The organism is Chitinimonas prasina, assembly GCF_030160395.1.
Classification (GTDB): Bacteria; Pseudomonadota; Gammaproteobacteria; order Burkholderiales; family Chitinimonadaceae; genus Chitinimonas; species Chitinimonas prasina.
Genome location: NZ_BSOG01000006.1, coordinates 112,791 through 139,176, shown reverse-complemented (window position 1 = coordinate 139,176; position 26,386 = coordinate 112,791). Strand labels below are relative to the sequence as shown.

Annotated in this window: 15 protein-coding genes and 1 tRNA gene; 3 read left to right on the top strand and 13 right to left on the bottom strand. The window is 57.8% G+C overall.

The window, feature by feature from the left end:
• Positions 1 to 1,062, top strand: coding sequence for a protein-glutamate methylesterase/protein-glutamine glutaminase (locus QQK16_RS18850; RefSeq protein WP_284198034.1), 1,062 nt, complete (start codon positions 1 to 3; stop codon positions 1,060 to 1,062).
• Here QQK16_RS18850 and QQK16_RS18845 read toward each other — a convergent pair.
• The 10 genes from QQK16_RS18845 to QQK16_RS18800 all read right to left on the bottom strand — a co-directional run bounded on the left by QQK16_RS18845 (position 1,059) and on the right by QQK16_RS18800 (position 19,632).
• A complete protein-coding gene (locus tag QQK16_RS18845) occupies positions 1,059 to 2,228 on the bottom strand; it encodes a response regulator (protein WP_284198033.1) in 1,170 nt (389 codons plus the stop codon). The two genes, QQK16_RS18850 and QQK16_RS18845, sit on opposite strands and share 4 nt — an antisense overlap.
• Positions 2,229 to 2,243: 15 nt before the next feature.
• Positions 2,244 to 6,110 carry a PAS domain S-box protein gene (locus tag QQK16_RS18840; protein ID WP_284198032.1) on the bottom strand — a complete coding sequence of 1,289 codons (3,867 nt, stop codon included), beginning with the start codon at positions 6,108 to 6,110 and terminating at the stop codon, positions 2,244 to 2,246.
• A 124-nt stretch (positions 6,111 to 6,234) separates the two neighbouring features.
• Positions 6,235 to 6,579 carry a hypothetical protein gene (locus QQK16_RS18835; protein ID WP_284198031.1) on the bottom strand — a complete coding sequence of 115 codons (345 nt, stop codon included), beginning with the start codon at positions 6,577 to 6,579 and terminating at the stop codon, positions 6,235 to 6,237.
• 12 nt (positions 6,580 to 6,591) lie between these two features.
• The gene (locus tag QQK16_RS18830) at positions 6,592 to 7,341 is read right to left on the bottom strand and encodes a hypothetical protein (protein ID WP_284198030.1); all 750 of its coding nucleotides are present in this window, start codon (positions 7,339 to 7,341) and stop codon (positions 6,592 to 6,594) included.
• A 366-nt stretch (positions 7,342 to 7,707) separates the two neighbouring features.
• The gene (locus QQK16_RS18825) at positions 7,708 to 8,433 is read right to left on the bottom strand and encodes a FecR family protein (protein ID WP_284198029.1); all 726 of its coding nucleotides are present in this window, start codon (positions 8,431 to 8,433) and stop codon (positions 7,708 to 7,710) included.
• Positions 8,434 to 8,437: 4 nt separating this feature from the next.
• Positions 8,438 to 14,983 carry a two-partner secretion domain-containing protein gene (locus tag QQK16_RS18820; RefSeq protein ID WP_284198028.1) on the bottom strand — a complete coding sequence of 2,182 codons (6,546 nt, stop codon included), beginning with the start codon at positions 14,981 to 14,983 and terminating at the stop codon, positions 8,438 to 8,440.
• 78 nt (positions 14,984 to 15,061) lie between these two features.
• On the bottom strand, positions 15,062 to 16,642 hold the full coding sequence (locus QQK16_RS18815; RefSeq protein WP_284198027.1) for a ShlB/FhaC/HecB family hemolysin secretion/activation protein: 1,581 nt from the start codon (positions 16,640 to 16,642) through the stop codon (positions 15,062 to 15,064).
• A gap of 391 nt (positions 16,643 to 17,033) precedes the next feature.
• Complete coding sequence (locus QQK16_RS18810) at positions 17,034 to 18,131, bottom strand: hypothetical protein (RefSeq protein ID WP_284198026.1); 1,098 nt, start codon at positions 18,129 to 18,131, stop codon at positions 17,034 to 17,036.
• Between the two features lie 31 nt (positions 18,132 to 18,162).
• Positions 18,163 to 18,753 (bottom strand): malonic semialdehyde reductase, encoded by a 591-nt coding sequence (locus QQK16_RS18805; protein WP_284198025.1) that lies wholly within the window; start codon positions 18,751 to 18,753, stop codon positions 18,163 to 18,165.
• Positions 18,754 to 18,942: 189 nt separating this feature from the next.
• A complete protein-coding gene (locus QQK16_RS18800; protein WP_284198024.1) occupies positions 18,943 to 19,632 on the bottom strand; it encodes a Bax inhibitor-1/YccA family protein in 690 nt (229 codons plus the stop codon).
• 219 nt (positions 19,633 to 19,851) lie between these two features.
• Here QQK16_RS18800 and QQK16_RS18795 point away from each other — a divergent pair.
• Together QQK16_RS18795 and QQK16_RS18790 are read left to right on the top strand one after the other, a co-directional pair.
• Positions 19,852 to 19,941, top strand: a tRNA-Ser gene (locus QQK16_RS18795).
• Positions 19,942 to 20,361: 420 nt separating this feature from the next.
• Positions 20,362 to 20,691, top strand: coding sequence for a barstar family protein (locus tag QQK16_RS18790; protein ID WP_284198023.1), 330 nt, complete (start codon positions 20,362 to 20,364; stop codon positions 20,689 to 20,691).
• Positions 20,692 to 20,804: 113 nt separating this feature from the next.
• On the opposite strand, the gene QQK16_RS18785 is transcribed toward QQK16_RS18790, so the two are convergent.
• Genes QQK16_RS18785 through QQK16_RS18775 form a run of 3 tightly spaced genes read right to left on the bottom strand, consistent with a single transcriptional unit; the run spans position 20,805 to position 25,911 of the window.
• Positions 20,805 to 22,124, bottom strand: a complete 1,320-nt coding sequence (locus QQK16_RS18785; protein WP_284198022.1) for a TniQ family protein — start codon at positions 22,122 to 22,124, stop codon at positions 20,805 to 20,807.
• Positions 22,125 to 22,126: 2 nt separating this feature from the next.
• Complete coding sequence (locus QQK16_RS18780) at positions 22,127 to 23,299, bottom strand: AAA family ATPase (RefSeq protein ID WP_284198021.1); 1,173 nt, start codon at positions 23,297 to 23,299, stop codon at positions 22,127 to 22,129.
• Between the two features lie 2 nt (positions 23,300 to 23,301).
• On the bottom strand, positions 23,302 to 25,911 hold the full coding sequence (locus tag QQK16_RS18775; protein WP_284198020.1) for a hypothetical protein: 2,610 nt from the start codon (positions 25,909 to 25,911) through the stop codon (positions 23,302 to 23,304).
• Positions 25,912 to 26,386: the final 475 nt, after the last annotated feature.

The following is a 26,386-nucleotide window of genomic DNA, read 5'->3' as shown; positions in this document are numbered from 1 at the left end:
ATGATCAAGGTAGCCATCGTCGACGACTCCGCCTTGATACGCAATATCCTGACCCGCATCATTAGCCACGAGAAAGACATGACCGTGGTAGGCGCGGTAGGTGACCCCTATGCGGCTCGGGAGTTGATACGCAATACCAATCCAGACGTACTTACGTTGGACATTGAAATGCCGAGGATGGATGGCCTCGCCTTTCTGGAAAAGATCATGAAGCTACGGCCCATGCCAGTGATCATGATCTCTACCTTAGGAGAATCAGGCTCCATCGCCACGCTGCGAGCCTTGGAGCTGGGCGCCATTGATGTCGTTGCCAAGCCCAAGATCGACATAGAGCGTACCCTCGACGCCTACGCCGCTACCCTGATAGAAAAGATACGTGCAGCTGCTACTTCCCGCCCACGGTCCTTATTGCCACAGCAGATAGCTGCCCCCCCTACCGGCAGCAGAAACCCTGCCTTGCGGCAGCACTCAACCGAGCAAATATTGGCAATCGGTGCGTCTACAGGCGGCACGGAGGCAATTAAGTTCGTGCTCATGGGCATGCCACCCGACGCACCAGCCATCGTGATCGTTCAGCACATGCCCGTTGCATTTACCAAATCCTTTGCCAAGAGGCTGGATGAAGTAAGCCGCATGACCGTAAAAGAGGCTGAAGACGGAGACCGACTATTGGGTGGCCATGCCTATGTCGCTCCTGGCGATGCCCATATGCGTGTAGTACGTAGTGGTGCCAATTACCTACTAAAGCTCGATAACGGTGAGGAGGTGAGCGGCCATCGACCCAGCGTAGATGTGTTATTTCACTCTGTCGCCGAAAACGTCGGCAATCACACATGTGGCGTGTTGCTTACGGGCATGGGCAAAGATGGCGCAATGGGACTCAAAGCCATGCATGACGCCGGCGCATGGACCTGTGCCCAGGATGAAGAAAGCTCCGTCGTATTCGGCATGCCCAAAGAGGCCATCAGGCTTGGCGCAACCGACGCAGTGCTACCGCTGGCCGAAATACCCGGCCAGCTGATCAGTCACTTCCAAGGCGCCTACCAGCGCACTCGGATCTAGCCCGCACTAGTTTGGTAGCCCCGCCGTACGATGGGGCCGCTACTAGTAGCAGCAACATTCATACGCGCATCAAGAGCACTCACATGTTCGTCTATGCCCAAGCCCTCAGCATACAGAGCCGAAATCTTTGTAGCCGCAGTACGCAACATCTCCGACACCACGGTTTCCTGCCGAATAGATAGCCCAAGTCCAGGGAAGGTGGCGTCCATCTCCGACAGCATAAGGTTCAGTATCTGTTCCGTATGGCCACGATTTTGCACATGCTGCATCTGTATACTGGTCAAGGCATCCCTTGCCTGCTCAAACAGTTTGCTTTGGGTTAGTTCCTGCGCCTTAATCCGAGCCTCACTTGCCAATACCTTCAACCGTGCATCGGCCCCTTCGGCAATAAGGGCAAGCAAGTCCCGATAGCGATCACTATTCCCGCCCTCCTCCTTAGGGAGGTTCTTGACCAGGAAGGTAGTACCGCCGTAGTTGAAGGCGCATTGCCTACCTAGGGAAAAGATACGATCACCTTCAGCTAATTTGGACAGCACTCCCGCCTCGACCGGTGTGACATAACCTTTCTGGTTGGCACGATGTATCTCATCTCCCAATCGCAATTGCACACAAGCTTCCAACCCGTAGCTACTGCAAGCATCCAAAATGACTCCTGCAAGGCCAGCGAGGTCTGGCACTGAAACTGATTTGCGCAGCGCCTCAATCACGATACCCAGCTCGCCAATCGAAGTCATGGATGTCATGGCGACCTCCATCGCAGCGGCTAGGTCTCGTTCTAACCTGATTCGCTCCTCGATGTCCTTGAGTGCCATGCTGACTTTGGCGCGCAGCTCTGCGGCGTTTGGTGGCTTGCTGATGAAGTCTTCACCTCCGGCATCGTAGGCGGATAGTCGGTCTTCAAGACCGATCTCGCCTGAAACAAACAACACCGGAATACGCTGCAGTTCATCGTGGGACTTGAACTGTCGGCATGCCTCATAGCCGTCCATATTGGGCATCCTGATGTCCATCAGAACAAGATTGGGTGGACTGTCCAGAGCCAGCCGCAATGCCTCCTGTCCATCCGATGCTTCCACGATCTCATACTCTGCGGCCAGTGCATTGCGTGTCAGCAAACGAACTATGGGATCGTCATCGACGACAAGTATGGTTTTGCTATCCGTCATGCTATTTCCTCCTCTTCATTCAGCGTGTACGTTCTCACTCACCAAAGCCAGCGCCGCGGAGAACTGGGACAAATGTATGGCTTCAGTGATTCGCCGTGCCGTGACATCACCTAGTGGCACAAGGTAGTCCCCGTATTGGGCAATCCAGTTTTGCGCTGCATTGTCGTTCCGTTGTAACAGGTCCCGCAGCTCATCCAACACCAATTTGGCACGTATCCGCGCCTCTTCTAGAACCTCGGCAAGGGCATGGGTAGCCTCAACCAACTGTGTAAATTCCACCATGTCAGGTGTGCCTTTCCGAACGCTTCGCTCCAGACTCTCTGCCGCGACACCTACCTGACTGGCGCCGATGGCATATGCCGTCCCTTTGAGGGTGTGCGCTAGCCTTTCTGCATCTTGCAATTGGCCATCCTTCAGCGCGCTCTTCAAAACCTTTGGAAGACCTGCGTGGTAATCCACGAACATATTCAGCGCACTCTCCAAGATTGCTGCATTGTTATCGACAGGGCCACGTGCACGCTCAATGTCCAGCAATCCTGCCTCTGCAGCAGCCCGAGCGAGTGGGCCTGCTCGAAATTCGCTTTCTCGGGGTAGTGGTTGTGCGGCAACTTGAGGCGATGCCTGCACCAGATACTTACCCAGCACATCGACCAGATGCGATAGCTGCACTGGTTTCTCGATGAAGTCTGCCATTCCGGCCATACGACAGGCGGCGCGGTCATCCATGAAGGCGTTGGCGGTCATGGCCACGATGGGTATATCGCAGGTACTGGGGTCGCTCTTTAGTATCCGTGTTGCAGACAAACCATCCATCTCAGGCATCTGCAAATCCATCAGAATCAAATCGAAGTGCATGTCCTTACACGCCGCAAGGGCTGCTGCCCCATCTTCCACGATGATCGGGTCCACACCCAAAGGTGCAAGCATCGCCCTCACCAGCATCTGGTTCATGGGGTTGTCTTCTGCCACCAACAACGTGCCGCTGAAGCGCGGGTCAGGCTGCTTGCCCAACTGCTGACTCTCTTGCTTAGCGCGCTCTGTATGGCCGCCGCAATCCACGATGCCGAAAGGTAATTCGACCCAGAACACACTACCCATGCCAGGTTCGCTCTGTAGACCAATACTACCGCCCATGGCCGTGGCGAGATTGCGGCATATGGCTAGGCCCAAGCCTGTACCGCCGTAACGACGGGTGATTGAGTTGTCGGCCTGAGCAAAAGGTTGAAACAGCTTATTCTGTTGCTTGGGGTCGATTCCTATGCCGGTATCACTTACTTCCAGCCTAATCTGACAAGCCCCAGAATCAAGTGTGAGCACGCTAGCACAGAGCTTGATTTCACCGCTCTCTGTGAATTTGGCAGCATTGGCGGCGAGGTTACCCACTATCTGCCTGAGCCGAATAGGGTCTGAATTTACCCACTCAGGTACGGACGCCTCCACCCTTACCTCAACCTCAACAGGCTTGTGCCTTACCTTGGAGCGAGCCAAATCGGCGGCGTACTCCAACGCGGCCCTGACGGAGACTGGCTCGCTCGCAATCTCCAGTTTACCGGCCTCCAGCTTGGAGAAGTCTAGGATGTCGTTGATGATAGCCAACAGTTGCTGGCTAGCTATATCGATCATTTCCAGTCTATCCAGTACGAGAGGGTCCTGTACCTCTTTACACAACACCTGTGCAAAGCCCAGGATGGCATTGAGCGGTGTCCTCACCTCGTGGCTCATATTTGCGACAAAAGCCGATTTGGACAGCAGCGCTTCTTCTGCCGCCGTCTTGGCGATGACCAAGTCGAGGGTGCGCTCAGTCACTAGGTCTTCCAATTGACTGCGGTGCTTTTCAAGCTCCTGCTCAACACGCAGGCGGTTCGTCACATCCTCCGTCACCCCAACCACCTTCAGCGCCAAGCCATCCTCATCTCGTACCAGCGACAGCACATAGCGAACAACAACGTCCATGCCGTTTGCATTGCCTTGCTGGACATCCTCTTGCCAAACCCCGGCTTCTATAATCGCCTGCCGTATAGTCAACCAATCCGACGGGCGTGAATCATCACCATGTAGCGCCATCCAGTCCTGCCCAACCAGCGCCTCAATCGTATGGGGAGTAGTTCGGGCGAAGGCATGATTGGCATACTGAATACGCCCTTCCATATCCAGGATCAGAAATCCATGTGGGCTCTGGGTAATACCCTGAAGCAGTTCCTGTAGTGCCGCCTCACGCTTAACGCGTTGTCTTACATCGCGGATGATCGCCATAAAGGCAGGTCCGCTCTGCTCATGAAATGTGGCAAGTGCTACCTCTACCTGCATCAAACTGCCATCCGCATGCCGTGCTGTGACCTTGCGGTTAGGCGCCATCTTGCGTCCGTTCTGAGCCTCATTGGCAAAGTTGCGCACCAGCTGGCCATGTGCAGCGGCTATGCCATCCGGTAGCAACTGTTCCAGAGGCTGACCGATCAGGGCTGCAGGCTGATACCCAAACAAAGTGCCAACACTGCGGTTGGCATCGATGATGACGGAACTCAAATCGACCGTCAGTATGGCATCCGGGGCATTGTCCAGCAGACCTTGCAGCCGGCGCGTTGAACGCTTGACCTGCTCTTCCAGCTCGTGGGTATGGGTAATGTCGGAAAAGGTGCATACAGCACATAACTGCTCTTCATTCGGGCGGCGGAAGGGATGCACGGAGATCGTGATCCAGCGAAGCGTTCCGTCCTCCAGATATACCCCCATTCGTTCGTCAACCAAGGATATGCCGTCTCGCAATGCACGTGCGGTGGGGTGGTCTGTCGCCGGGTAGTGAGAGTGATCTGCCCTGATGCAGCGCAAACCAGGGGCAATAGAATCCTGCAGTAGTAAACGCTCCTGGCTCAAACCCAGTATCTGCGCTGCTTGTGGGTTGCACTCGACTATCATGCCTGCATGATCCTGAACCATATAACCCTCATGCATGGCCTTCAACATGGCATCCTTGCCCTCGATTGAGCGCAACAGGGAAGACGTGTTGTGACGGAATCGACCATGCTGCCGATACAGCAAGTACATGAGTCCACCTAGTAGCAGCAGGCTGAACAAGGTTCCCATCACCATCATTTGCAATTGGCGCTGCGCCGCCAGCCCCAAACCGCCATCTGGCTCTACAACGGCGACTATCAGCGGAAAGCGCTGCAAGCGGACCATCCCTACACTGTATTGCGAGCTGCCGTCCGTAGGCCTGTATTGGCTCAGCTTTACATACATGGGCGGCAAGTTGGGATCCGGGCGGGGAAAAGCTGGCACAGTTCCTGTATCGGAAGTACCGAACAACCAAGCATTGGTATTGAAGTGGTAGATGCCATAGGTCGCACCTTCATGAGGGTGAATGGACTCTACCTCACGGGAAACCTTGTTCAGCGCCAACGTCGCGGAGACGAGACCATCGAATCGGCCACTCCGGTCATGCAAAGGGTAGGCGATCATCAGCGTTGGCTTGTCATCAACTAGAGAAGCTGGAAGTGACGCAATTATCAGCTCTACACTGTCGCGCTTAGCCTGACTGGCCAATCTGAAATGGGGTAAATCGGCTATGTTCAATGACGGTGGTACAACTGCGGTTGAAGCTAGCAGATCTCCTTTACGGTCAAATATCCACAATCCCTGGATTTCCGGTGTATATCGCGGGTCCAGCGCCAAATCATTTAACAGGTCCTGCACCGCATCATGCGCATTACTTTCACTTCCCCGATTGCGCCAAACGGTAGCAATCAGCGCTAGCTGGTTGCTTGTATGACTTAACAGTTTGTGCAGATGTTCTGAAGTAGCGCGCGTATAGCTAGTGATATGAATCGAAGCCATCTCACTCGATTGTCGCTGCAGGGATTTGTATTCCGCAAACAGCAGTGCCATGCTGGCCACGAGAATGGCCGCATATGCAGTCGCCAGTCCCCAAAACAGGCGGCGTTGCCACGTAGAAGTACCGGCCCACGAATTCAGCCTTACCCGCCCTCGCCGCGCTATCATATTCCCGAGCTTACTCATAATTTATTCCCAAGCCGGATCGAGATAGGCTCATAGGCTCCGCCGCGGACAAATAGCGCGGCAAACACTTCAGGTTTGAAACAACTTTTGCCCCCTCTATGGTCAACCGCACGGCATTCACATGAGGGATAAACCCCTTAAACGCCCGGTAAGCAAGCTTGGTAACGGCGTTCCTTGCCACCACCATCACACGCGCGGACAATGAAGTGGAGACGGCTACTGGTCCCACGATATCGCCTGTGCCATTCCACATCCCATGGCTGTAACAGGTGACCACCTTGGCATGATCGAGAAACTCGAATTGCCGGGGATCCGTTGCTTCTACCGAACCCGCCATGTCGGTCGCCTCCTACAAAACGCGCAAAGTGGTAAGCCCCAGGGTGGCACGCGTTTTAACGATCTTGTTTGCATTGGTATCGCGTTTGCTGAACCCAAGCAGAATATGCTCGAGAATGGTGACCTGAGCGATAAAGTGCAACATGGGTACCCATGCGAAACCGCTTAGGCGGTTGGGCTTCAGAAGTGCCGTAATACGCTTGTGCAGCTTGAGAAACTGGCCCGTAGTCTCAAAGTAGGCATGCTCTAGCGACGTATGCTTGCCCGCTTGATTGGACGATGCCATTGCCGAGCCAGCGCTGAGTCGAAATGTGGCATAGGTCATGCCAGCCATGCCATCTTGTTGAGATCGGGCATATAGCATCTCGATCTGGTACCGCACCCAGGCAGGCACCAAGCGGAGGCGGCTTATTTTACTAACGCTGTTGACCGCACCTATTTGAAACGCCAAAACATCGCTGCCTTCAATAAACCAGGTTGCTGCACGGATGCTCGGGGTATCGCAGATTTCCAGCCTTGCTTGCGGAAAGCTCAGTACTTCGCAGCCATCGACCTCGCTGAATACGGCATCTTGTTTGATTTGCCCAGGTTGTTGAGATGACCGACAGGTTGTCGCGACTGCCACGCTGCTGGTCACAGCATGGATGTTGTCAGCACGGAAGAGAATGTCGCTGAGCTGGTAAGGACGCTCGTCATGACCATCGAAGATGAACGCAGCAGAACGACGGGTAATACCCGTCATAACCAGGCAGCCAATTTGCATGGCTGACACCTCCTCAGATGTGATATCCACACCGTTGTTGCCCAACGGCTTTTATCTTGTTCGATTTATTACAGTGTAGATGCGATAGCTTTGAGTCGCTGAGAAAACCGCTGCACAAGGCGTAAATCAATCAATGAAACCGATTGAGCAAGGCTTAGGAAGTCGCTCAGCACCCCCAAAGCGGACGTCCAACCTGCCTGGATGCTATGAACCCGATTCACTCGCACTCAGCAGTCGAAGAGGACCTTCTCTGCTGCAAAGGTATTTGGCCAAATCAAAAAACAAGCACCCGGTTTCACCGGGTGCCAGGGTCACACTTCTCAAAACGACACTGCTTTCCTGTTCATTACAGGCGCTCAGTCGGAATCAGTCTATGGTGCACTCAAAGTCCTTCTGATCTACCTGCTTTTCCAGCACAGCCTCAGGCGGCTTGTTAGTGCCCTTGTCGGTGGCAATGGGCACGCCGCTGCGCGGCGGCACGGTAATCGGTGGCGTAGTCAAGGTGCCCACATAACCGAACTCGCCGGTGCCGAATTCCTGTGCCCCCCCCTGGTTCTGCACCACGATGCGGCCATCTGCCACGTCAACATACAGGCCATCCAATGGGATCTGCCCTTCGTTGCTGCGATACTCGTCACACTGGCTTTCCTCCTTGCGGCAGAACAGCACGCCATAGTTGGTGCCGCGTATGCCTATGGTCGCCGTCGGCGTGGCCATGCGGTAGTTCTCCAGGCCGTTACGCTTGCCTACCAACCCAGTCACCGCTCGCAAGCCCCCTTTGACCAGTCGGAAGAAGGCATTGTCTTCCTGCGGCTTGGCCTGATCGAACTTGTAGTCATCGATCTTGAGCTGGGTATTGGGCCGCAGGGTCAACTCCCCGCCATCGCTGAACTTCAGCCTGGCATAGGTATTGGCCCCGGTGGAGAGCAGGTCACCCTTGTCCACGCTGGACTGCAAGCCCAGTATCTTGACGATACCATCTGCCTTGCGCGCACTCAGCACACCGGCCAGCTGGGTTACGGTACCCGCCTGGGCTGCGTAAGCAGGCACGGCGAGGGTGAACGAGACCAGAAGCGTCGCCAGCTTCAACATGGGGCTAGCACTTCTTGGTTTTCTTGTTCTTGTCATCGCCTTGTTCCTCATCAGTTTGCGTCTGGTCACCGCTCTGCTGCTCGTCTATCTTCTTCTGGGCGTCATCCTTGACATCGCCCGCATTGTTCACCGTGGTGTTGACCGAATTGATGGCATTAACCGTATCATTCTGGGCGCCATCATCCGTCGTTGGCGCCGAACTGCCAGGCACCAGGCCACCCGATGCATCGCGTACCACGGCATAGCCTACGCCGCTGTTGAACTTCAGCTGATCGGCAGGCACATCCACGCCCATGTCGATACGTCCACCCGCATTGACTGTCAGCTGACCGCCACGCACATTGATGCGACCTGGTGTGACCGAGCTGACTGCGCCAGTCGTCGCATTCACTGCCACCGCACCGGTCGGGCCCGCATCCAGCAAGCTCAGCGCGATATTGCCTTGCGCCGTGTACCCTATGCTGCCGCCGTTGGTGGAGGTGGTGGTGCCTGCTGCCATCAGCACATTGCCGGTCTGGGAATTCACCGTCACTGCCCCGTTGCCGCCCAGTACGATATTGGCGTTCTGGGCCACGCTGCCACCGGCATCCACCAGGCAACCGCCCGTGGTGCTCTGCAGGATGCCGTTGATGGTGATGTCATCGTTGCCCGTACCGGAGCCCGATTTGAGGGTAATTCCCGAACCGGCCGACACGCCACCAGCACCAATGGTGAGTGGGCTATGGGTAATCAGATCCACCGAGGTACCGGCCACGACCGGACCGGTGGTTGTCAGGCCGCCGTTCGATTCGATACGCACGCTGCCCGAACCTGCGGTAGCGCTCTGCACTTCCAGCGCAGTTGCGTTCAGTACATCGATGGAGTTGCCAGCCTTGGCTTGCAGCACCTGCAGGCTGGTTTTAAGCGGCCCTATCATGCCACCCGCCGAGAAACTGGCAAGGCGGGCGCTGACGCTGTTGCCGCTGCCCGAACCCACGATATTGCCCGATGCCGTGGCAGTCAGGTCGCCGCTGGTCAACAGCCCGGCCAGGTCTATCACGCCTAGGCTGGCCAGCTTGATGCCCTTGCCTCCACCCGCTGTGCCTGCTGCCGTCAGGTTGCCGCCCGCCGTCAGTTCGATGGCGCCATCGGTGGTCGTCACCACGGCGTTCAGGGCGTCTTTCTCGTTGATGAATACGCCGCCAGCACTGGTTACCTTCAGGTTGTTGGCTGCCACCCGCAGCGCCTCCGCGCCGGTTCCCACTCCGCCGGATGCCACTGACAGCTCGATATCGCCGCCTTTGACTTCGCCACTCAGGCCGCCAGCCAGGTTCAGTAGTACCGAACCGGAGCCCGCGTCGATCGAGGCCAGCAATCCGGTTGCATCAGCGGTCTTGAGCTGGATAGCGCCGCTACTGCTGCCCAGATTCGCACTCGCCAAACTGCCCAGACTATTGATGAAGACGCCGCCACTACCAGACTTGGCCGTGAGGTTACTGGTATTGACCGAGGCTGCGGCACCCGAACTACCTATGCCAGTAGCTGCGATCAACGTCAGCGTTGGCGCAGTGATGCTGACGCCGCTGGCGGTGGTAATGCTGCCGCCGCTGTCCAGTGTCAATGCGCCGCTGGAACTCAGATTGCCACCCAGATTGAAACTGCTGGCCGACTTGAGCGCCAGTTCCGCTGCCTCCAGGCTCACGCCAGCCGGGGTGTTCAGGTTGCCGCCGCTGGCCAGCGAGAGCTTGGCCAGCGAACCGCTCAGTGCGCTGACAGTAAGGTCGCCGCTGGTCGTGGCCAGCGACAGGCTGCGATTGCTGCCCCCCACCGTTGCACCGACGGTACTGGCACCGCCACTGGCAAAATCGATATCGCCATTGGTGGTGGTCAATTGCGCCGTGGTGCCATCTGCTTCATTGGCAAAGATGCTGCCGCCACTGAGCAGGGTCAGGTTGTTGGATGCCAGTTGCAGGCGCTGCCCGGCATTGCCTATCGAGCCCACCGATTGGACATGCACATCGCTGCCCGCCACGCTCCCGGTCATATCGCCGGCCACGCTCAGGCGTACATTGCCCGAACCGGCATTTACCGCCGCATTCAGGGGCGAAGTACCCACGCTATTGATATAGATACCGGCGCCACTACCGCTGGTGGAAGCCAGCAGGTTGCTGGTGTTGACGTTGGCGCTGCCGCCTTCGGTGCCTATGCCGCCTACGGCGCGCAAGGTCAGCGTCGGCGCCGAAATAGTGGCACCGGCCGCGGTCGTGATCGCGCCACCGCTATCGAGCGAGAGCGCCGTATTGGCAGTCAGGTTGCCGCCCAGGTTGAAGCTGTCGACCGACTTCAGACTCAAATCTGCCGCAGACAGATTGACACCCGCGCTGGTTATCAGGCTACCCGCCGATGCCAGCGTCAGCTTGTTGGCCACATCGCCAAGGCCCGCTACTGTCAGGTTGCCGCTGGTGGTTGTCAGCGACACATTACGGCCGGCACCGCCGGTCGTTGCCGTCACGCTGGCAGCCCCCCCGCTGGTGAAGCTGATGTCGCCATTGTTGGTGGTCAGTACGGCCGAATCCACGCCATCGGCCTCGGCAATGTAGATGCCCGAGCCGCTACCCGTGGTAGTGGCCTTAAGCAGGCTGCTGGCATTCACCCTGACAGGCCCGCCGTCAGCGCCTATGCTGCCTGCGGCCATCAGCGTAATGCTGCCACCACTGGCACTGGCCAGGTTCAGAGCGCCTGCGCTGTTGACCAGCACGTCTCCGGTGCCGGTCAGGCTACTGAATGACAAGTCGCCCGCACCGGTGATATTGATCCCGCCACCCGAACTGGTCGCACTTAGCGAGGCCGGCCCTTGCGCGTTGTAGACGATATCACCAGCCGCATTCAGGGTTACCTGGCCCGCATTAGAAGCCGCATAGATACCGGCACCCGCCCCTGTTGTCACCAAGGTCAGGTTATTGGCCGTAATACCCAAGGGTGCACTGGACGACCCCAGGCTGCTGGCCGATGTCAGCGAGATCAGACCGCCGGTTATGGCAGACAGGCCGGTAATGCCGCCACCGCTGTTCACAATGATATCAGTGGCCGAAAGGCCATTGAGGCTCACACCGGCGCCCGCCTTGATATCGACCACATTGGCGCTGACCATCGCACCGGCATTGAAGCTACCGGTTATATCCGTACCCAGGCGGCCTGACAGGGAGATACCTGTCGGCAGATTGACGTTATTGCCGGTCAGCAGCAGGTTGTTGGTAAACAGGCTGGCTGCCAGGCCGGTGCTCAGGGTCAGATCGCCGGTGGGTTGGAAGGGCGATAGCGTCAGCGACGACAGTGGCGAGGCCGATGTACCCAGCGACTGGCCGCCGAAGATAATATTGTCCGCCGCTACCGTGGCACTGCCTATACTCAGCGCCGGCGCCGAGCTCATATTGAAGGTGCCGGCCTTGACGTTCAGATTATTGACAAACACCGACGAGCCATTAAAGGCAACCGAGCCTGCAGACCCCGCTTCCAGCGTCAACCCGCTCAGGTTGTAGCTGTAGTTGCTCAGCGACACACTACCGCCGCTGGACTTGAGGGCAAGCTCATTACCAGTGATGCCAGCATTGGCGTTGATGTTGTTCAGTGCCGTAACAAACAGGTTGCCAATATTGAAGGACGAGGTTTCGCCACCTGCAAACAGGCTCAGGTTGCCGGAGCCTTGCATATCCAAGGATACGCTGCTGATGGTATCCGATCCCGAACCGATATAGACCGCCATGCCGCCGCCGCTGGTCAGCTTCAGCGGAGCACTCTTGGAGCCTACGGCCCCCGTACCGCCCATGCTTTGCAAATAGAGGTTGTTTGCCGACACCATCCCTGACGAACCAGCCTGCACCGCCGCGTTACCTGACTTCAGGTTCACGCTCGTCGTACCTGCCACCAAGGCATTGATGTCGATGCCGCCGCCACCATCCAGGCTCAAGCCACTGGCTGCAGTGACGTTGCTGTTAACTGTCAGCTTGCCATCACTAACCAGATCGACAAACCCACCCCCATTCACCACACCATTGACCGTCAGCGGTCCTACGCTCTTGATGGTGATGTTGTTGGGGCCGGTAACGGCATTGGTGCCGAAGTTGGTCAGCGCCATCGCGGTATTGTTGTTCACACTCAGTGAACTGGCGCCACTGCAACTGCCCTGGCAAACCGCCGCGCTCAATTCGGCAATCTCGTTGATCGAGCCGCTGCCATTGAGCAGGATATTGCCGGTCCCTGAGGCATTCTCCGAGGTCACGATCAGGTGCTTGGCTTTGACATGCGAGCCATCCACCTGCGTAATATCGCCAAACTTGGAGTTGAGCTTGACCGTGCCCCCCGCCCAGCCTATGCCGACACTACCCACCTTTAAGCCTTGGTTGATACCAGCTGTCTCGGTAATATCAAGCGTCAGATTGCCGAAGCCAGCGTCGTGAGCAGCATTGATCTGTGTCTGTGTGGTCTTACCATCCAGGCCGCCTATGGTGACATTGCCCTTGGCGCCAATAATGAATAGGGCGTCGGTATCCACCCGCGTATTGGCGCCGGAATTGAATCCACCCGTACCCACATGCAGATTGACTGTCGGCGCCATTACAGTCGCCGTACCTGTCATGCTGGCAGCGCCATTCAGTGACTTGAGTTCCACCGTGCTATCGCTATCAAGCGAGCCATCCAGGGTGATATGACGGCTGGCGTCGATTTTCAGCAGGCCAGCAGCGTCCACCAAGCCGCCCGAGCCGAGGTACACATCCCGCCCCATCAGGGTTACCGCGCCGCTGCTGGCAGTGATATTAGCGCCCGAAGCAATCGAGATATCATTGGTCGCCTGCAACAGTACCGAGGTGGAACTATTGATGGTGCCGAGGTGGAAAATTCCGTTGCCCGCAATCAGGTCTACCGGGCCACCGTTGGTCGTGATGGTGGCACTCGAACCCACCAGGATATCGTGATCGGCATCCAGCACCACACTGCCCAGATCGCTGAGTATATTGACGCCGCTTAACACCTCGATATCGTTGTTAGCTTGCAGCGTCAAGCCGAAATCACTCTCGACATCCTCGGCAACCGTGATGTTGTTGTTCGATTGCAGTGTAACCATCGCCGACGCACCCTGGATATTGATCAGGGAGGCGGAGATATAGGAGTGATCGGCGTGCTCGGCGTAGCTAAAGGTGTTGTCCAGCAAGGTGCCGCCGCTGCTACCATCCACGCATACCGTCGGCAGACACACGCCAGGTGCGGAGCCTATCCACAGGTCGGTCGGATCCAGCAGCAGCTGCCCCACCTTGCCATGGGTCGATGAGAGATCCACCACCGAGCGCAGGTCGAGGTGGCCTTTACTCGAAATCTCGGTGAAGCCACCGTCACCACCCAACTGCCCACCACGGGCGCTTAGGTTGCCTTGCACACGGGTCGCCAGGTCAGACCAGACGATAAGCCGGCCACCCATGCCATTGCCGGTAGCATTGGCACTCACCTTCGCCCCTTCGGCAATAGCGGTAACCTGCGCATTCTGTACATCGGGGTTCTTGCCCTGGAAGTCACCACCAATACGTACCTGGCCACCGCCGTCACGCCCATCGGCCACCACGGTCGCACCGTTGAACACGCCCACGCGCTTGCCCAGCAAGGTCGCCTGCCCGCCCACACCGGCGGTATTGGATACGTCCACCACACCGCTTACCAGGGTATCGCCCGCACTGGTCTGTGCCAGCACCTGCCCGCCCTTGGCCTCGGTGAGGCTACCGGCAGCCAGGTTCAATGCATCAGTGGCCTTGAAGACGATCTTACCGCCCTCGCCCACTTCGGCACGGTTGGCGCTGACCACGCCCTGCTGCATGATGGCCGCAGCAAAGATGCCTATACGGCCTTGCTCGGCAATCAGTTGCCCCACATTGACCACTTGGCCGGCAGGTGCATGCACCTTCACGCGCAGGCTGGTATCAACACCATCGACCAACTCCACACTGCGGCCAGCCGAGAGCAATATCTCGCCCTTGGGCGATACGATGACACCGCTGTTTTCGACATTGGGTGCGATCAAGTAGACAAAGCCGCCTGACGGCGTGGTGATATTGGCGGCATTGCTGATATTGCCTGTGGCCGCACCCTCAAACTTGAGCTTGCCGGCCCTGAAATCGTCGTCGCTGATATTGAGCGTCGAGGCCACCAAGCCCGCCGTATCAATTTGCGCCCCCTGGCCGAACACAATCCCGTTCGGGTTGATCAGGAACACCCGCCCATTCGATTGCAGCTGCCCCAGTATCTGCGAAGGGTCCTGCCCGGTGATCCGGTTCAGCACCGCGCTATTGGCGTTCTGCTGCACAAAGCGGGTCAGTTCATCCTGATTGATGGAGAACGACTGCCAGTTGATCACCGTACCTGGCGTATTGGTCACGATCAGGCTGTTGCCTTGCTGGTTGAACGTGGCACCGCCGGACACCACCGTACCGCCGGTAGGGTTGGCAGCGACCAGCGGCGCATAGCAGGCCAGCGTGGCAACAAACAGGGATTTCATGGCAAAACCGGGCTGCTGCGAGATACTCATGGTGACTCCTTCCGCTCGACGCGGAGGCGGTTTAACCGCCATATTTATCCAGTTACTGCGACACGCAAACGTGCCGGCTCAATATGAAACAATCGCCGAGACATGGGCCTTGGTATCGCCCTTCTTTTTAGGCTGTCCATCCTGCTGCCCTTCCTTCAGGGTCTGCGCGATGTCCAGCTTGATTGATGCACGCTTCCCCCAACCCAACCGTAAGCCAATACCCGCACCTGCCAGCTCGGTGCTGTCGATCTCGCCCAGTGCCACGTCATTCCGGGTAATCCGCCCCCAGTCGAAAAACACCAGGCCACGCAAGGTCATGCTTTCCCAGCCCCAGCGCTTGGCAAAATCCGGTGTATAGGCCTCCAGGGTCAGGTTCACCCCCTCATCATTGGCGAATTCCCGCTCGTCATAGCCACGCACGCTATTGGCACCGCCCAGGCCAAACTGCTCGCCAGGCGCAAGCGCATCGGGTGTCAGCTGTGCATTCATGCCCACATGGGCCGTCCATTCGGCCGGCAGGCTGATATAGGCATTCCCACCCAGGCGCGCAATCGTGTATTCGGTGGTAGCCGTCAGCCGGCCCGACTTGGATAGTCCGGCACCGGTCTGGCCCAATTCATCACCACCCGGCAAGTTGCGCGACAGGCCGGCACTCCAGTCATAGCTGGACTTGGCATTTTGCCATTGCCCCTGATAGGCAAGGCTCACCGGTTGCACCGTATAACGGTTGGAACCCACGGTATTACCGCCACCGAAGGTAGAACGGGTATTGAAGCGGCGCCAATCCAGGCCCCATTGCAGCTTGTGCTGCAACGCTCCATCGGACGGCAGGCCCTGGGTATAGCGGGCGCCGAACACGGTGCCCTTGCCAGTGACATTGAATAAACCGGCCAAGGCGGCTGATTCCACATTGGAATAGCCACCAAACAGGCTCAGGCTATCGCCCCAGCCATAGAATGGCACGCGATAGCCTATGCCGAATATCTTGACCTTGTCCGCCTCACTCGGCGAGGTAGTGAACTGCGTGGTCAGGACATGATCGAGATCGAACAGATTGGAGTGCTGGTAGCCCAGTGACAACCGCGCCTCGCCGGTCTCCTTGGAGCCAGTGTTGTCCGCCTGGGCAAACACCCGCCATGGCCGCTCATCGGCCACCTTAACGTTGGCATCTACTGTTTGTGGCGTCTCCCCCGCCTGCAGGGTTACGGTCAGGCGGCGGGCGGGGCTCTCGTTGGCAAGACGCAGGCTATCGGTCACCGAACCAGTATTGGGAACGTCCCCCTCGCGCAGTGCTGGCAGCGCCCGGCGGATGTTGCCCTCGCCGTAATACTGATTGCCCTCGATACGAACCTTGCCCAGCTTGGGCTCGACCACCTTGAACACAATGGTGCCCTGGTTCATTTCCTGTTCTGGCAGATATACCTGCAAGGCCCCATAACCGGCCTTGCGGTACAAGGTCTCCAGCGCCTCCAGTGCGCGTTGCACATCGGCAAAATCGCGCCCCTGCCCTGCAAAGGGCGCCAGAGTGGCCTGGATACGCGCATCCGGCAGCACGGTATTCCCCTCCACCTTGTACTGGTTGATCGAGAACCTGAGCGTTTCTTCTGCGGCGGCTACCGTAGTGCATGCCAGCAGTAAAGCGGCTAAGTGCGATTTCATTCTGACCCCGGGCAAGATTGATGCGGTCTTACTTTAGACGGCATGAACCGCAAGCGCCAGCGCGATTGAGCGCTGGCAGCCTACCCGGCGGATAGCTGCAACACTATCGCGGCCGGTAATCGGTTCACGAGTAATTATTACGGCAAGTATGCTGGCATTACTGCACAGTTGCTGGATTGTCCCCTCGCCACCTGTCATCCCCCTCATACCAACAGGAAGCCTGCAACGGTACTACCGGAATCTCGCCACTACCTCATCATAGGAGGCGCTGAGAAAATCACAGCCTGTCAAATAGCGGCCGAATGTCGGCATATGGGGTATCAGGCAGTATCCGCCGTATTGTAGCCATGGCCACACACAGGTGAGCGATACCAAAAGCGAGCCAGGACTGCTAGAAACCGCCCACCATGGACATGGACTGCAGCAACTGCATGCCTTGCTCCGAGACATAGTGTCGGAAATTGAACTGCTTGAGCTGCCTGAGCACTGTGCTCGGATCAAACTTGCCCGACGATATCTGGTCGCGGATGCGCTTGAAGCGCCCGCACTCCAGCAGCAAAGCCTGCCGACGTTTGATTACCAGCTGTGCGTGGTGCTTTTCAATGATGACCGAGAGCTGCAGCCAGATCAGCAAGCCGCCCGCCGCCCACCACCACTCGGCAAACAGGGCAATGATGCAAAGCAGGACCAGCAGCAGATACCACACCAGATCTGCATGGGGAAATTCTGGCGCCCAGTTCCCCAGCTTGGGCCAGTTGAGCTTGAGCTGGCTGATGATGCGCTCGCGGTCGTTGGCATCACGCTTGAGCCGCGCCCAGATGGCATCGAACTCCAGCGCGATATACCACTTATCGAATAGCTTGGATTGCAACCAGCCCGCCGCGCGGTAGTTCTCAATCTTGCTATTGAGCAGCTGCCGATACGCATCACTGGCCAGCGGCGGCAGCAGCTCCCACTCCGGGTGGGCAAGCTGGCGCCGCACGATCAACGGAAAACCCAATACTTCCGTCAACTGCGCCCGCCGTACGGCGATTGACGTCCGATCGAGCCTATCATCCATCTTGTCCAGATTGGCGTACTCCTCGACCAAAGCATCCAGCTTCTCCAGCGGCGGGGATACCAGCGGATTCTTGGCCAGCGTACGGCGCTGATTCTCCACTTCCTCCAGAATTCCCGGCACCAAGTACTGCGCCTCAATCGGCCAAGGCATGCGCAGGCAGTTCTCTACTTTGAAGAACACTTCTTCATAGTGAGACGCAAACGCCCGCTTGTACTCCTCTTGCGCTTGCGCATCCTTGTCGCGCTCGCCGGTATTCAGGGGGGGTGATGGCGGCCGCCGCTGCAAGTCCAGACGCAGGTTGTTCACCATCTGGGCAAACTCCGGCGCTACGCCTACCCGTGCAAACATGGGCGCCAGTTCCTTATAGCGCTGGCGTAGCTCTTCCAGCTCTTTCCAGATATCCCACTGCGGTTTCTTGTTCTCGGCCATCTCGACGCGGCGTCCCTAGGCTGGCAGGCAGTTATGCAATGCGGCAGGCTTCCTCAAAGGCCAGGCGTGGGTTGCGCGGAAACAAGCCTTCCGGCACGCCATAACCCAGATTGATCAGGAAATTGGACTTTACCGTGGTGCCCGCAAAGAACGCCTCGTCCACCTTGGCATTATCAAAGCCAGACATGGGGCCGCAATCCAACCCCAGCGCCCGCGCCGCCAGCATCAAATAAGCGCCCTGCAATGTGCCGTTGCGGAAGGCCGTGGTCTGGATGACCGCATCATTGCCGGCAAACCAGCTACGGGCATCAGTATGCGGGAACAGCTTGGGCAATTGCTCGTAGAAGGCCAGATCGTGCCCCACAATCACACAGACTGGCGCCTTCAGCGTTTTTTCCAGATTGCCTTCGGACAAAGCAGGCCGCAGCTTCTGTTTGGCCTCGGCAGACTTTACAAAAACAAAGCGGGCCGGCGATGCATTGGCGCTGGTCGCCCCCCATTTGAGCAAGTCATACAACGCCACCAGCGTCGCATCGTCAACTTCGCGCTCGGCAAAAGCATTGTAGGTACGCGCTTCTCGGAACAATTGGTCGAGAGCTTGAGGGTCGAGCGTGGCTTTCATGTAGGGCAATTCAAAAGTGATACAGACCGGGCCTAGCATAGCCGTCCGGCAGGTGGAATGCCAGTTCCAGCCCCAGCCCGACTCAAAAACAAACGCCCCGGCTAAGCCAGGGCGTTCTTGTTTGCACTGCAACGCATCAGCGATGCGGACAAGTCATACCCCGTCTCAGCAGGGCCTTGCCAGCACGGCTTAGTCGCGCTCACCACCCAGTGCAGTCAGCAAGCTGAGCAGATTCACAAAGATGTTGTACACATTCAAGTACAGCGACAGCGTGGCCGTGATGTAGTTTGTCTCGCCACCGTTCACTATGCGGCTGACATCAAACAGGATATAAGCCGAGAAGATCAGGATCACCGCAGCCGAAATCGCCAGCGACAGCGCCGGCAGCTGGAAATAGATATTGGCCAGCGAAGCCACTATCGCCAGTATCACACCCACGAACAGGAACTTGCCCATGAACGAGAAATCACGCTTGGTCACGGTCGCCAGTGTGGCCAGCGAGAAGAAGATCACCCCCGTGCCACCCGCCGCCATGGCGATCAACTGGGCGCCATTGCTGAACTGCATGGCAAACTGCAGGTACTGCGACATCCACAGGCCCATAAAGCCGGTGTAGGCCAGCAGCAGCACTACGCCCATGGCGCTGTGCTTGGTCTTCTCGATAGCGAAGAAGGCGCCAAAGCTCACGCCCAGAAACAGCATCAAGCCCATCCAGCCGCGCAACATGAACTGCATCTCCATGCCCAACCAAGCGCCCAGCGCAGTCGGAATCATGGACAAGGCCAGTAAGGAATAAGTATTGCGCAGTACCTTGTTCTGTGCAGCGCTGTCTACGCCCTGCCCCAGGCCACCGGCTGTCGTTTGCCATTGCGATTGCATGATGCTGACTCCTCAAACGGGATTGAAACCAAGATGTGACTCAGATTGCGCCGCAGCAGCAAAGTTTCAAGTCACGCAGACGCTACTGTAGCCAAAATCCCCCACTTGCGGTAGCATCTGCGCCCGCTTTGTACAAAGACTGCGGGCCCGCCCTCAGCGGCCCAACCCGCGCTGCCGGTAAGCGTGGCAGACAACAGTCGAATCCAGCAGCAAAGCAAAGGAAGCGTGGCCGAGTGGTTTAAGGCAGCGGTCTTGAAAACCGCCGTAGGTGTGAGCCTACCGTGAGTTCGAATCTCACCGCTTCCGCCAGAATCTCGCAAGCTCTTGATCTAGTTGTGAAGGGAACCATAAAGTTGCCGCTGCGGCAAGTATATGCTTCCACTTTGCCGTATTTTCTTACAAGTCCCGTAAGAAATGGCACTCCAGTCGCTCTTCCCTTCCGCCCCACTTCAGCTTGTAAGCTAGGCCACTCAATGGTTTCAGCGGCTCTCCCCCTGAGCATCGACCTTGCGCGTGTATGCCATTGAACTGGCAACTTTATGCTTCGCTTTTTGCAAAACGGCAACTTTATGGTTCCTGCTTTTCGCGTATAGAACCATAAAGTTGCCGCTTTTCGTGTGGAGTGGAACCCTATGAGAAGCATAAAGTTGCCATTCCGCGAATAACTCGGCAGCCCGTCCGAAAACCGCACCCAAGTTCCGTCACCTCGTGACTAAATCATCGCTAAACATGGCTCGCGCTACACTCATCGATATTGACCTGCACTCTGTCGCCACCGCCAACGAGCTGCACCAGTTGCTCATGGAGTCCTTGGATTTCCCAGGTTGGTACGGCTGCAACTGGGATGCCTTTTGGGATGCAATAACAGGATTAGTAGAGATGCCTGAGGCCTTGCGCCTAGTCGGATGGGCCGCCTTTGAGACGCGAATGCCAGATGAGGCTAAGTTGATCCGCGAGTGCTTGGGCGAAATGGCTGCGCAATTTCCGTTATTAGCCCCAAAGGTTGATTATCTTTCTGCCGATGACTGGCTCTCAATCTATCCAAGCTCGTGCAACTGAGTTAAGGAGGGCATCATGATGGCTTGGGGCCTTGAAGACTGGATCACCGACACCGGAGCGGACATCCTCGACAAACGACTGCCAAATCCGGCAGCTCTCTCACCTATCGAAGGTCACTGGTCGGCAATTTCGCCACGTACACGCCTATATGCGGCCCGCAACCGAGGGTTCTGCAGCGACAGCCGAAGGTGGCGTAGCCGCTCCGTCACACGGCGAATACTTGGCCGCTGACCGTCAGCTGCTATCCCCAGCGCAACCACTTGGACCGTCCGAACACGCTCCGACCACCGGCGATTCGATTGTGCATGCCGATGAGCCCGATGCTTCTCGCTTAACTTGGCCATGATGGCACGATGCCGATAACGCAGTTGGGAAACGGTAACGCCGACCTTCGCAGCAGCAGCCGCTGCGGAAGGAGGCGAGTCGGTGCCAGCCATGAGCAGACCTAGTTCAGCCTCAGTATTGCGCTGCGCGATGGCCGACGCCGCTTCCCGGCGCTTGATAGTCACACTCGCGGGAACCGGCATGATCGGCGGCTGCTTGCCACCGCATTCGCCCAGCAACTCGCGAACGCTCAGGCCGGTGGCGTCACACAACTGCAGCAGTTGCGGAAACACCGGGCGCTGCTTCTTCGCCACCCAGGTGCTCACGCTGGTCTTCGTGAAACCCAGCCTCAGCGACAGCGCTCGTTTCTCGCCTTCCGTCCAGGCATCGGCAAGCGCGGAAAGCCGACGGCACAAGTTTGCATGTGTCGCCCATGTCTCGGTATCGGTGGCATAGTCCAGCATGTTCTCGATCAGCATTGCGCGCAGCAATTGCCGCTCCGTTGGCACCTCGTCTGCGCGTTGGTGGACAAGCTCGCTGCCGAGGTAGCCGCGGCAATGCGTGCAGCGATGCTGGTCAGGGTAGTCCGGTACCGCATGCTGGGCACGTCCACACCACGGACAAGCGCTCGCCAGCCGCCTGCTGTGCCGAGGGCATGCTTGGTAACAGTCCAATGACCAGGCCAGCAGGAAATGGCTGTCCTCACCTGCCTGCCGCTGCGACACCAGGCATTCTGGGCACCATTGCACTCGCTCTGCCACCAGCCCGAAACCAACTGCAGGTACGACGCCCGCCCACGGCAGCATGGTCAAATGCGCTAGACCATTGCGCCCTGTTAAAGCCTCAAGGGCATGAACAAAGGCGCAGGCATATTTGCCTACGCCTGCCGTCGTCCGTGCCTGGTCGGCGTAGAACCTGCCGCATGCAGGCCCGCCGCCGAGATCTGCCAGCGGCAGAATCTCGGTGCGGATCAACTGGCGCGGACTCATCGAATGCGCTCGCGCCAAGCGCACCAGGTACGACAACAGGCTTTCACCTGCGGCCGTACCCACCGCAATGGGCGCCAGCGAAAACAACCTGGTTGGTAAATCATCACTGGCGCCGCTCACGACTAGACCCCGCCCGAGGCAGCATCTTTCCGGCCTACCGGATCGCGACGCGCGCTGCGTTCGCCGACACGCCGCTTCTGGCGGGGTTTGCCAAAGTGTCGACCGATATCAGACTTGCCGGCCTGCCTGAGGCCAGCCTTGTGCGCCAGAACCAGGTTCTTCAAGGCATCGAGCGATACTGCGGCTAGCTTGCGCTCACCGACCAGCGCCTCCTCAATGATGGTCTGCAGGCAGCGGTTCTCCATGGCATAGTGCTCCATTTCCTCAATCGTCAGCTGGTCCTGGTTAGCATTCAAAGCCGCTTCGACTACGGCATCCAGCCATACCTTGAGAATACCGACGCAGCCCGCCGATTTGAGATAAAAGTACTCGAACTGCTCTGTCAGATCCGGAACCTGCGCGAATGGCATATGCGCGCCGAAGGTCTGCAACGCACTGCCGAACGCGGTGCAATCGTCTGCATCATCCAGCCGATAGCGCGGCAGATGGATGATCCGCGAGCGGCGTACCAGTTGCGCCGACTGGTCGCGAATCTCCAGCAGGTCATAGGTACCGACCAGGATGATCGTCACCCCCGTCTCGATCGCGAGCGACTTGATGACCTCAAACCTCCGGCGTAGCTCCTTGGGGTTGCAGCCGACGACTATTTGGTTTGCCTCGTCAATGATGAGCACGTGGGCACTACGATGCTGCAGTGCGACTTCGATAGTGCGCTCGTAGCCGCCGGTCGTCAGGCGGCTCTTTGCCATATGGAACGGCGCTTCGCTGAGGTGACCGGGTTCGCCGCCAAAGTCGAGCTTCAGCTGCGGGTTCGTCTGGTCCAGCCGGCATAGCAAGCGGATATAGAAGTCGCGCCAGTCGAACCCTTGCGACCCCGTCGTCACCGCCGACAATCGCACGACGGGAATCATGCCCGGCGAGTATCGGCGATTCGGCTCGAAGTGATTTGCCACCTCGCGTTCCAGTCGCGCAGCGAGCGTGGTTTTGCCGACACCCGTCGGGCCGGTGACGATGACAATGTCCGGTCCCGTTTCGCTGAGAATGGCGTCGAGCGCATCATGCAGCGCCATATCCAGGCGTGCGTGCAGGATTGTCTTGTCGAGGAAGTAGGTGAGTTTTTGGCTGGGAGTGCCCGCCATCACAGAGGCGGGAACTTGGGTGTGGGTGTACGCCATGATTAGAAGTCTTCGCATTGATGGTAGGTTTCGCGGGGTGCGGGAGGCAGTGCGGAAAGGTCGGCAACGGGCATCTCAGATTCGAGCTCGTGCGCCAGATTCGCATCGCGTTCTTCGCGGAGCCGCCGTTCGTCGTCGTACAGGTTGCGGAAGAATGCCGCCCGTTGGTCAGCACGGATTTCCCGATGCGAACCGTCCTTCAGCATGAGCCCGCGAAACGCGGCGGATGCAAGCCGGACCTCGCGTTCTGTACGGTAAGCATACAGCGGCGCATCATGGGCCCTACACTGCTGCCACTCGGCATCTACATAGGCGTAGAGCACTGCCATATTGAGCGGGTCGTACCTTACCGGCACATCAGTGTTTTCGTGCCTGGGGGATCGGAAAGACTCGCACCAGTAATATTCCCCGTAGTGCTTGACGCCTTTGCCAGGGTAAACGTTGCGCTGCGGTCGCGACTTCGGCGTAGGCAGACAGCTCAAAATGAAGGCGGCATCGTAGGGAATGCGCACGTGCTCACGGGCGCCGAATTCCTTCAGGCCGGCATCAAATACGGCGTTGGGTGTCGCCTGTAGGCCACCGTGCGGTGAAGTGTGATAGACCTGCTCGAACCAATCCCCTAGCGTCTGATCTATCGCATCCAGCGTCCAGATTGCGAGCCGCCGCGGATCGTGAGTTCTGCTGCACTTGCGAACGCACTGCAGGATTAGGGTGTTGCCGTACAAGACATGGATCAGCCCCTTGTTGGTCGTGCCAAACAGGCGTTCCATCACCGAACCGAAGTGCCCCTCAGCGGGCGGGCGCGTCTTCTTTTGCATTTCGAAGAACGCGCACAAGATCTCGAAATAGCTGCCGGCGAACTCTTTGCCACCGTCCACGATGATCTTCGACGACAGGCGGCCATGCCTGCGAACGCATTCCCGGATGACCATCATGCAGCTGATGCCGCTAGGCGGGTCGAAGCTGATGTAGTAAGCAAGCACCTTCCGCGAATAGCCATCGATCAGCGCAGTCAACCACACCCGGCCTATTACCTCGCCCAGCTGCTTATCGACCAGCGCGAGATCCAGCTCTGTGTGATCTACATAGGCAACGTCAAACGGGTACGCGCCATGTGGAAGAAACCCGCGCTGTTTCGTCCACACCCAGGGTTTCGAATCGTAGGCCATGCGATGGCCGTCGAACTGCAAGGCGTCCTCGTGTACACCAACATGATGCTTACGCCATTTCGCTACCGTCTTCGCACTGGGCGCTTGCAACCCTTGCTCCTTACAGCGGTTCCGGATGTCGCCAAAGAGCTCGACTTTCGTGCGACGAACATTGCGCTCACGCGTCTGGCGCTCGACGTCGGCAATGATTTCGAAGACGGCCTCAGGATATCTTGGTGTACGGTTACCACGCAGCTTGAAGTCTGGAATCAAGCCCAGCGCACCGACGCCAACCGCAACCTCGGCCTGTCGGAAGCGTGCAGCGTAGCTTCGCATGGTGCGTGCGCTGCGCGATACCGCTGCGCCGCGCCGATGATCGGCAATCCATTTGATACGCCTGTGCGCTTCGGCTGTTGCGCTAACACACGCGCCTCGAACAATCTGGTCACGCATGCCCGCCGAAACATCGGCTTCTAATGCGGTACCAGCAAGCTTACCTTCATGAGCAAGTTGTTCGACGCTCTCAAGCGCAACAGGCACCGGCTTGCCATTTTCCCCGACAAGCGTTACCAACCCGTCCTTCACGAAGGCCACCGTGAACGAGGCCCCCTCCCACGACAAAGACGCACCAACCTCAAGTTTGAACGGCGATGTGCATGGAACAGGCATAGTCGCATGGTTCGCATCGATGACAGACGCGACCTGCCGATCGCGATAGGCCCGTGCAAACTCGTCCGTCAACGGCCGCGCCGATAGGTCGACATAAATGTCGTCCGCGACGATCAGCTTGTAGATGGCGTCAGCAGTTAAGGCTGGCTCGACGGTAAGCAGCTCGTGCAACGGCATCCAGGCTGTGCGTTCGAATAGCCGGCGGACAGTGCTACGCTCCTCATCACTTGGTGGCGGACAATCCTCGCGCATGAAGTCTGCCAAGAAATCGAAATTTCGAAGCAAGTTCCAGTTGAAGCCCCCCGAAGGGCAAACTTTGTAGCCCAAGCCAAACTGCGACGCAAAGGTTTCGCCAGGAGGGCTGATCCATTTGCTCTCGCGCTGTGCGTAACGCTCCGGCCTCTCCACAGCCAGCTTTGCCAGCTCCTCATCGGTCTTGCACTCGACCCATCCGATGAACGCATCTGAAATCAGGAAGAAATCCGATGTGTGCATAGGTGCGACATTGCGCGCGCCGTTGTGGTATGGCAATTTAAATGGCTCGGGCTGATCATAGAACTCATGAACGGTCTCGTCGAATTCCCAGCTGTAGATCGCGGCTAGCTCGTTGGTGTGGCTTTCGGCCTGGATGATCCGTCCCATTTTGCGAGAGGGGTACCGGCAGGTCATGCTTCCCCTTCCTGGCCGAACCCGGCGACTCGGCTCACTACTGCGGATGCGCATGACGATTGCACGGGCATCCGGGGATAGATCGTGGCGCTCCAGAAAGGCTGCCAGTTCCTGTTCATTCAGCATGATGGCGCCCTCCTCTTGAAACGTGCAGGCGGCGGTTAGGTCGCCGTTCACGCAAACTTGGAGCGGTACCCTGCGGTAATTGTAAGCGCCACTGAATGGTGCGGCGGGGCTGCGAACTGGCGCTAACATCCGCGCTTGAAGATTGGTTTTTCATGGACGATCTCCTGCTTCGCCGACGCGCATGGGATGGCTCGCCGACGTTGGTTTGGGAAATCGCGGGACGAACGATGCCACACCGACGACAAAAAACTGCCGGCCGGAGTTGACATAGCATGCTGGGGAGACGAAACTGGACGTGAGCAAAGGTCCGATACCAATGCGTCGTACCAGAAAGCCCATGAGCCACGAACTCTTGGGCTTTCGTCTTTTCAGCGTCACGCGTTTTGCATATTGGATGATCAAAAATTGCCTAGTGTGTCTGCGCCTCACCTCCCGTGATCAGTGTTGCCTTTAACATTGAATCCGGCTGGTCTTA

Bases quoted from the DNA above. Each gene is read 5' to 3' on its own strand.
- QQK16_RS18850 (WP_284198034.1), top strand. From the start codon at position 1: ATGATCAAGGTAGCCATCGTCGACGACTCCGCCTTGATACGCAATATC.
- QQK16_RS18845 (WP_284198033.1), bottom strand. From the start codon at position 2,228: ATGACGGATAGCAAAACCATACTTGTCGTCGATGACGATCCCATAGTT.
- QQK16_RS18840 (WP_284198032.1), bottom strand. From the start codon at position 6,110: ATGGCACTGCTGTTTGCGGAATACAAATCCCTGCAGCGACAATCGAGT.
- QQK16_RS18835 (WP_284198031.1), bottom strand. From the start codon at position 6,579: ATGGCGGGTTCGGTAGAAGCAACGGATCCCCGGCAATTCGAGTTTCTC.
- QQK16_RS18830 (WP_284198030.1), bottom strand. From the start codon at position 7,341: ATGCAAATTGGCTGCCTGGTTATGACGGGTATTACCCGTCGTTCTGCT.
- QQK16_RS18825 (WP_284198029.1), bottom strand. From the start codon at position 8,433: ATGTTGAAGCTGGCGACGCTTCTGGTCTCGTTCACCCTCGCCGTGCCT.
- QQK16_RS18820 (WP_284198028.1), bottom strand. From the start codon at position 14,983: ATGAGTATCTCGCAGCAGCCCGGTTTTGCCATGAAATCCCTGTTTGTT.
- QQK16_RS18815 (WP_284198027.1), bottom strand. From the start codon at position 16,642: ATGAAATCGCACTTAGCCGCTTTACTGCTGGCATGCACTACGGTAGCC.
- QQK16_RS18810 (WP_284198026.1), bottom strand. From the start codon at position 18,131: ATGGCCGAGAACAAGAAACCGCAGTGGGATATCTGGAAAGAGCTGGAA.
- QQK16_RS18805 (WP_284198025.1), bottom strand. From the start codon at position 18,753: ATGAAAGCCACGCTCGACCCTCAAGCTCTCGACCAATTGTTCCGAGAA.
- QQK16_RS18800 (WP_284198024.1), bottom strand. From the start codon at position 19,632: ATGCAATCGCAATGGCAAACGACAGCCGGTGGCCTGGGGCAGGGCGTA.
- QQK16_RS18790 (WP_284198023.1), top strand. From the start codon at position 20,362: ATGGCTCGCGCTACACTCATCGATATTGACCTGCACTCTGTCGCCACC.
- QQK16_RS18780 (WP_284198021.1), bottom strand. From the start codon at position 23,299: ATGGCGTACACCCACACCCAAGTTCCCGCCTCTGTGATGGCGGGCACT.
- QQK16_RS18775 (WP_284198020.1), bottom strand. From the start codon at position 25,911: ATGCTGAATGAACAGGAACTGGCAGCCTTTCTGGAGCGCCACGATCTA.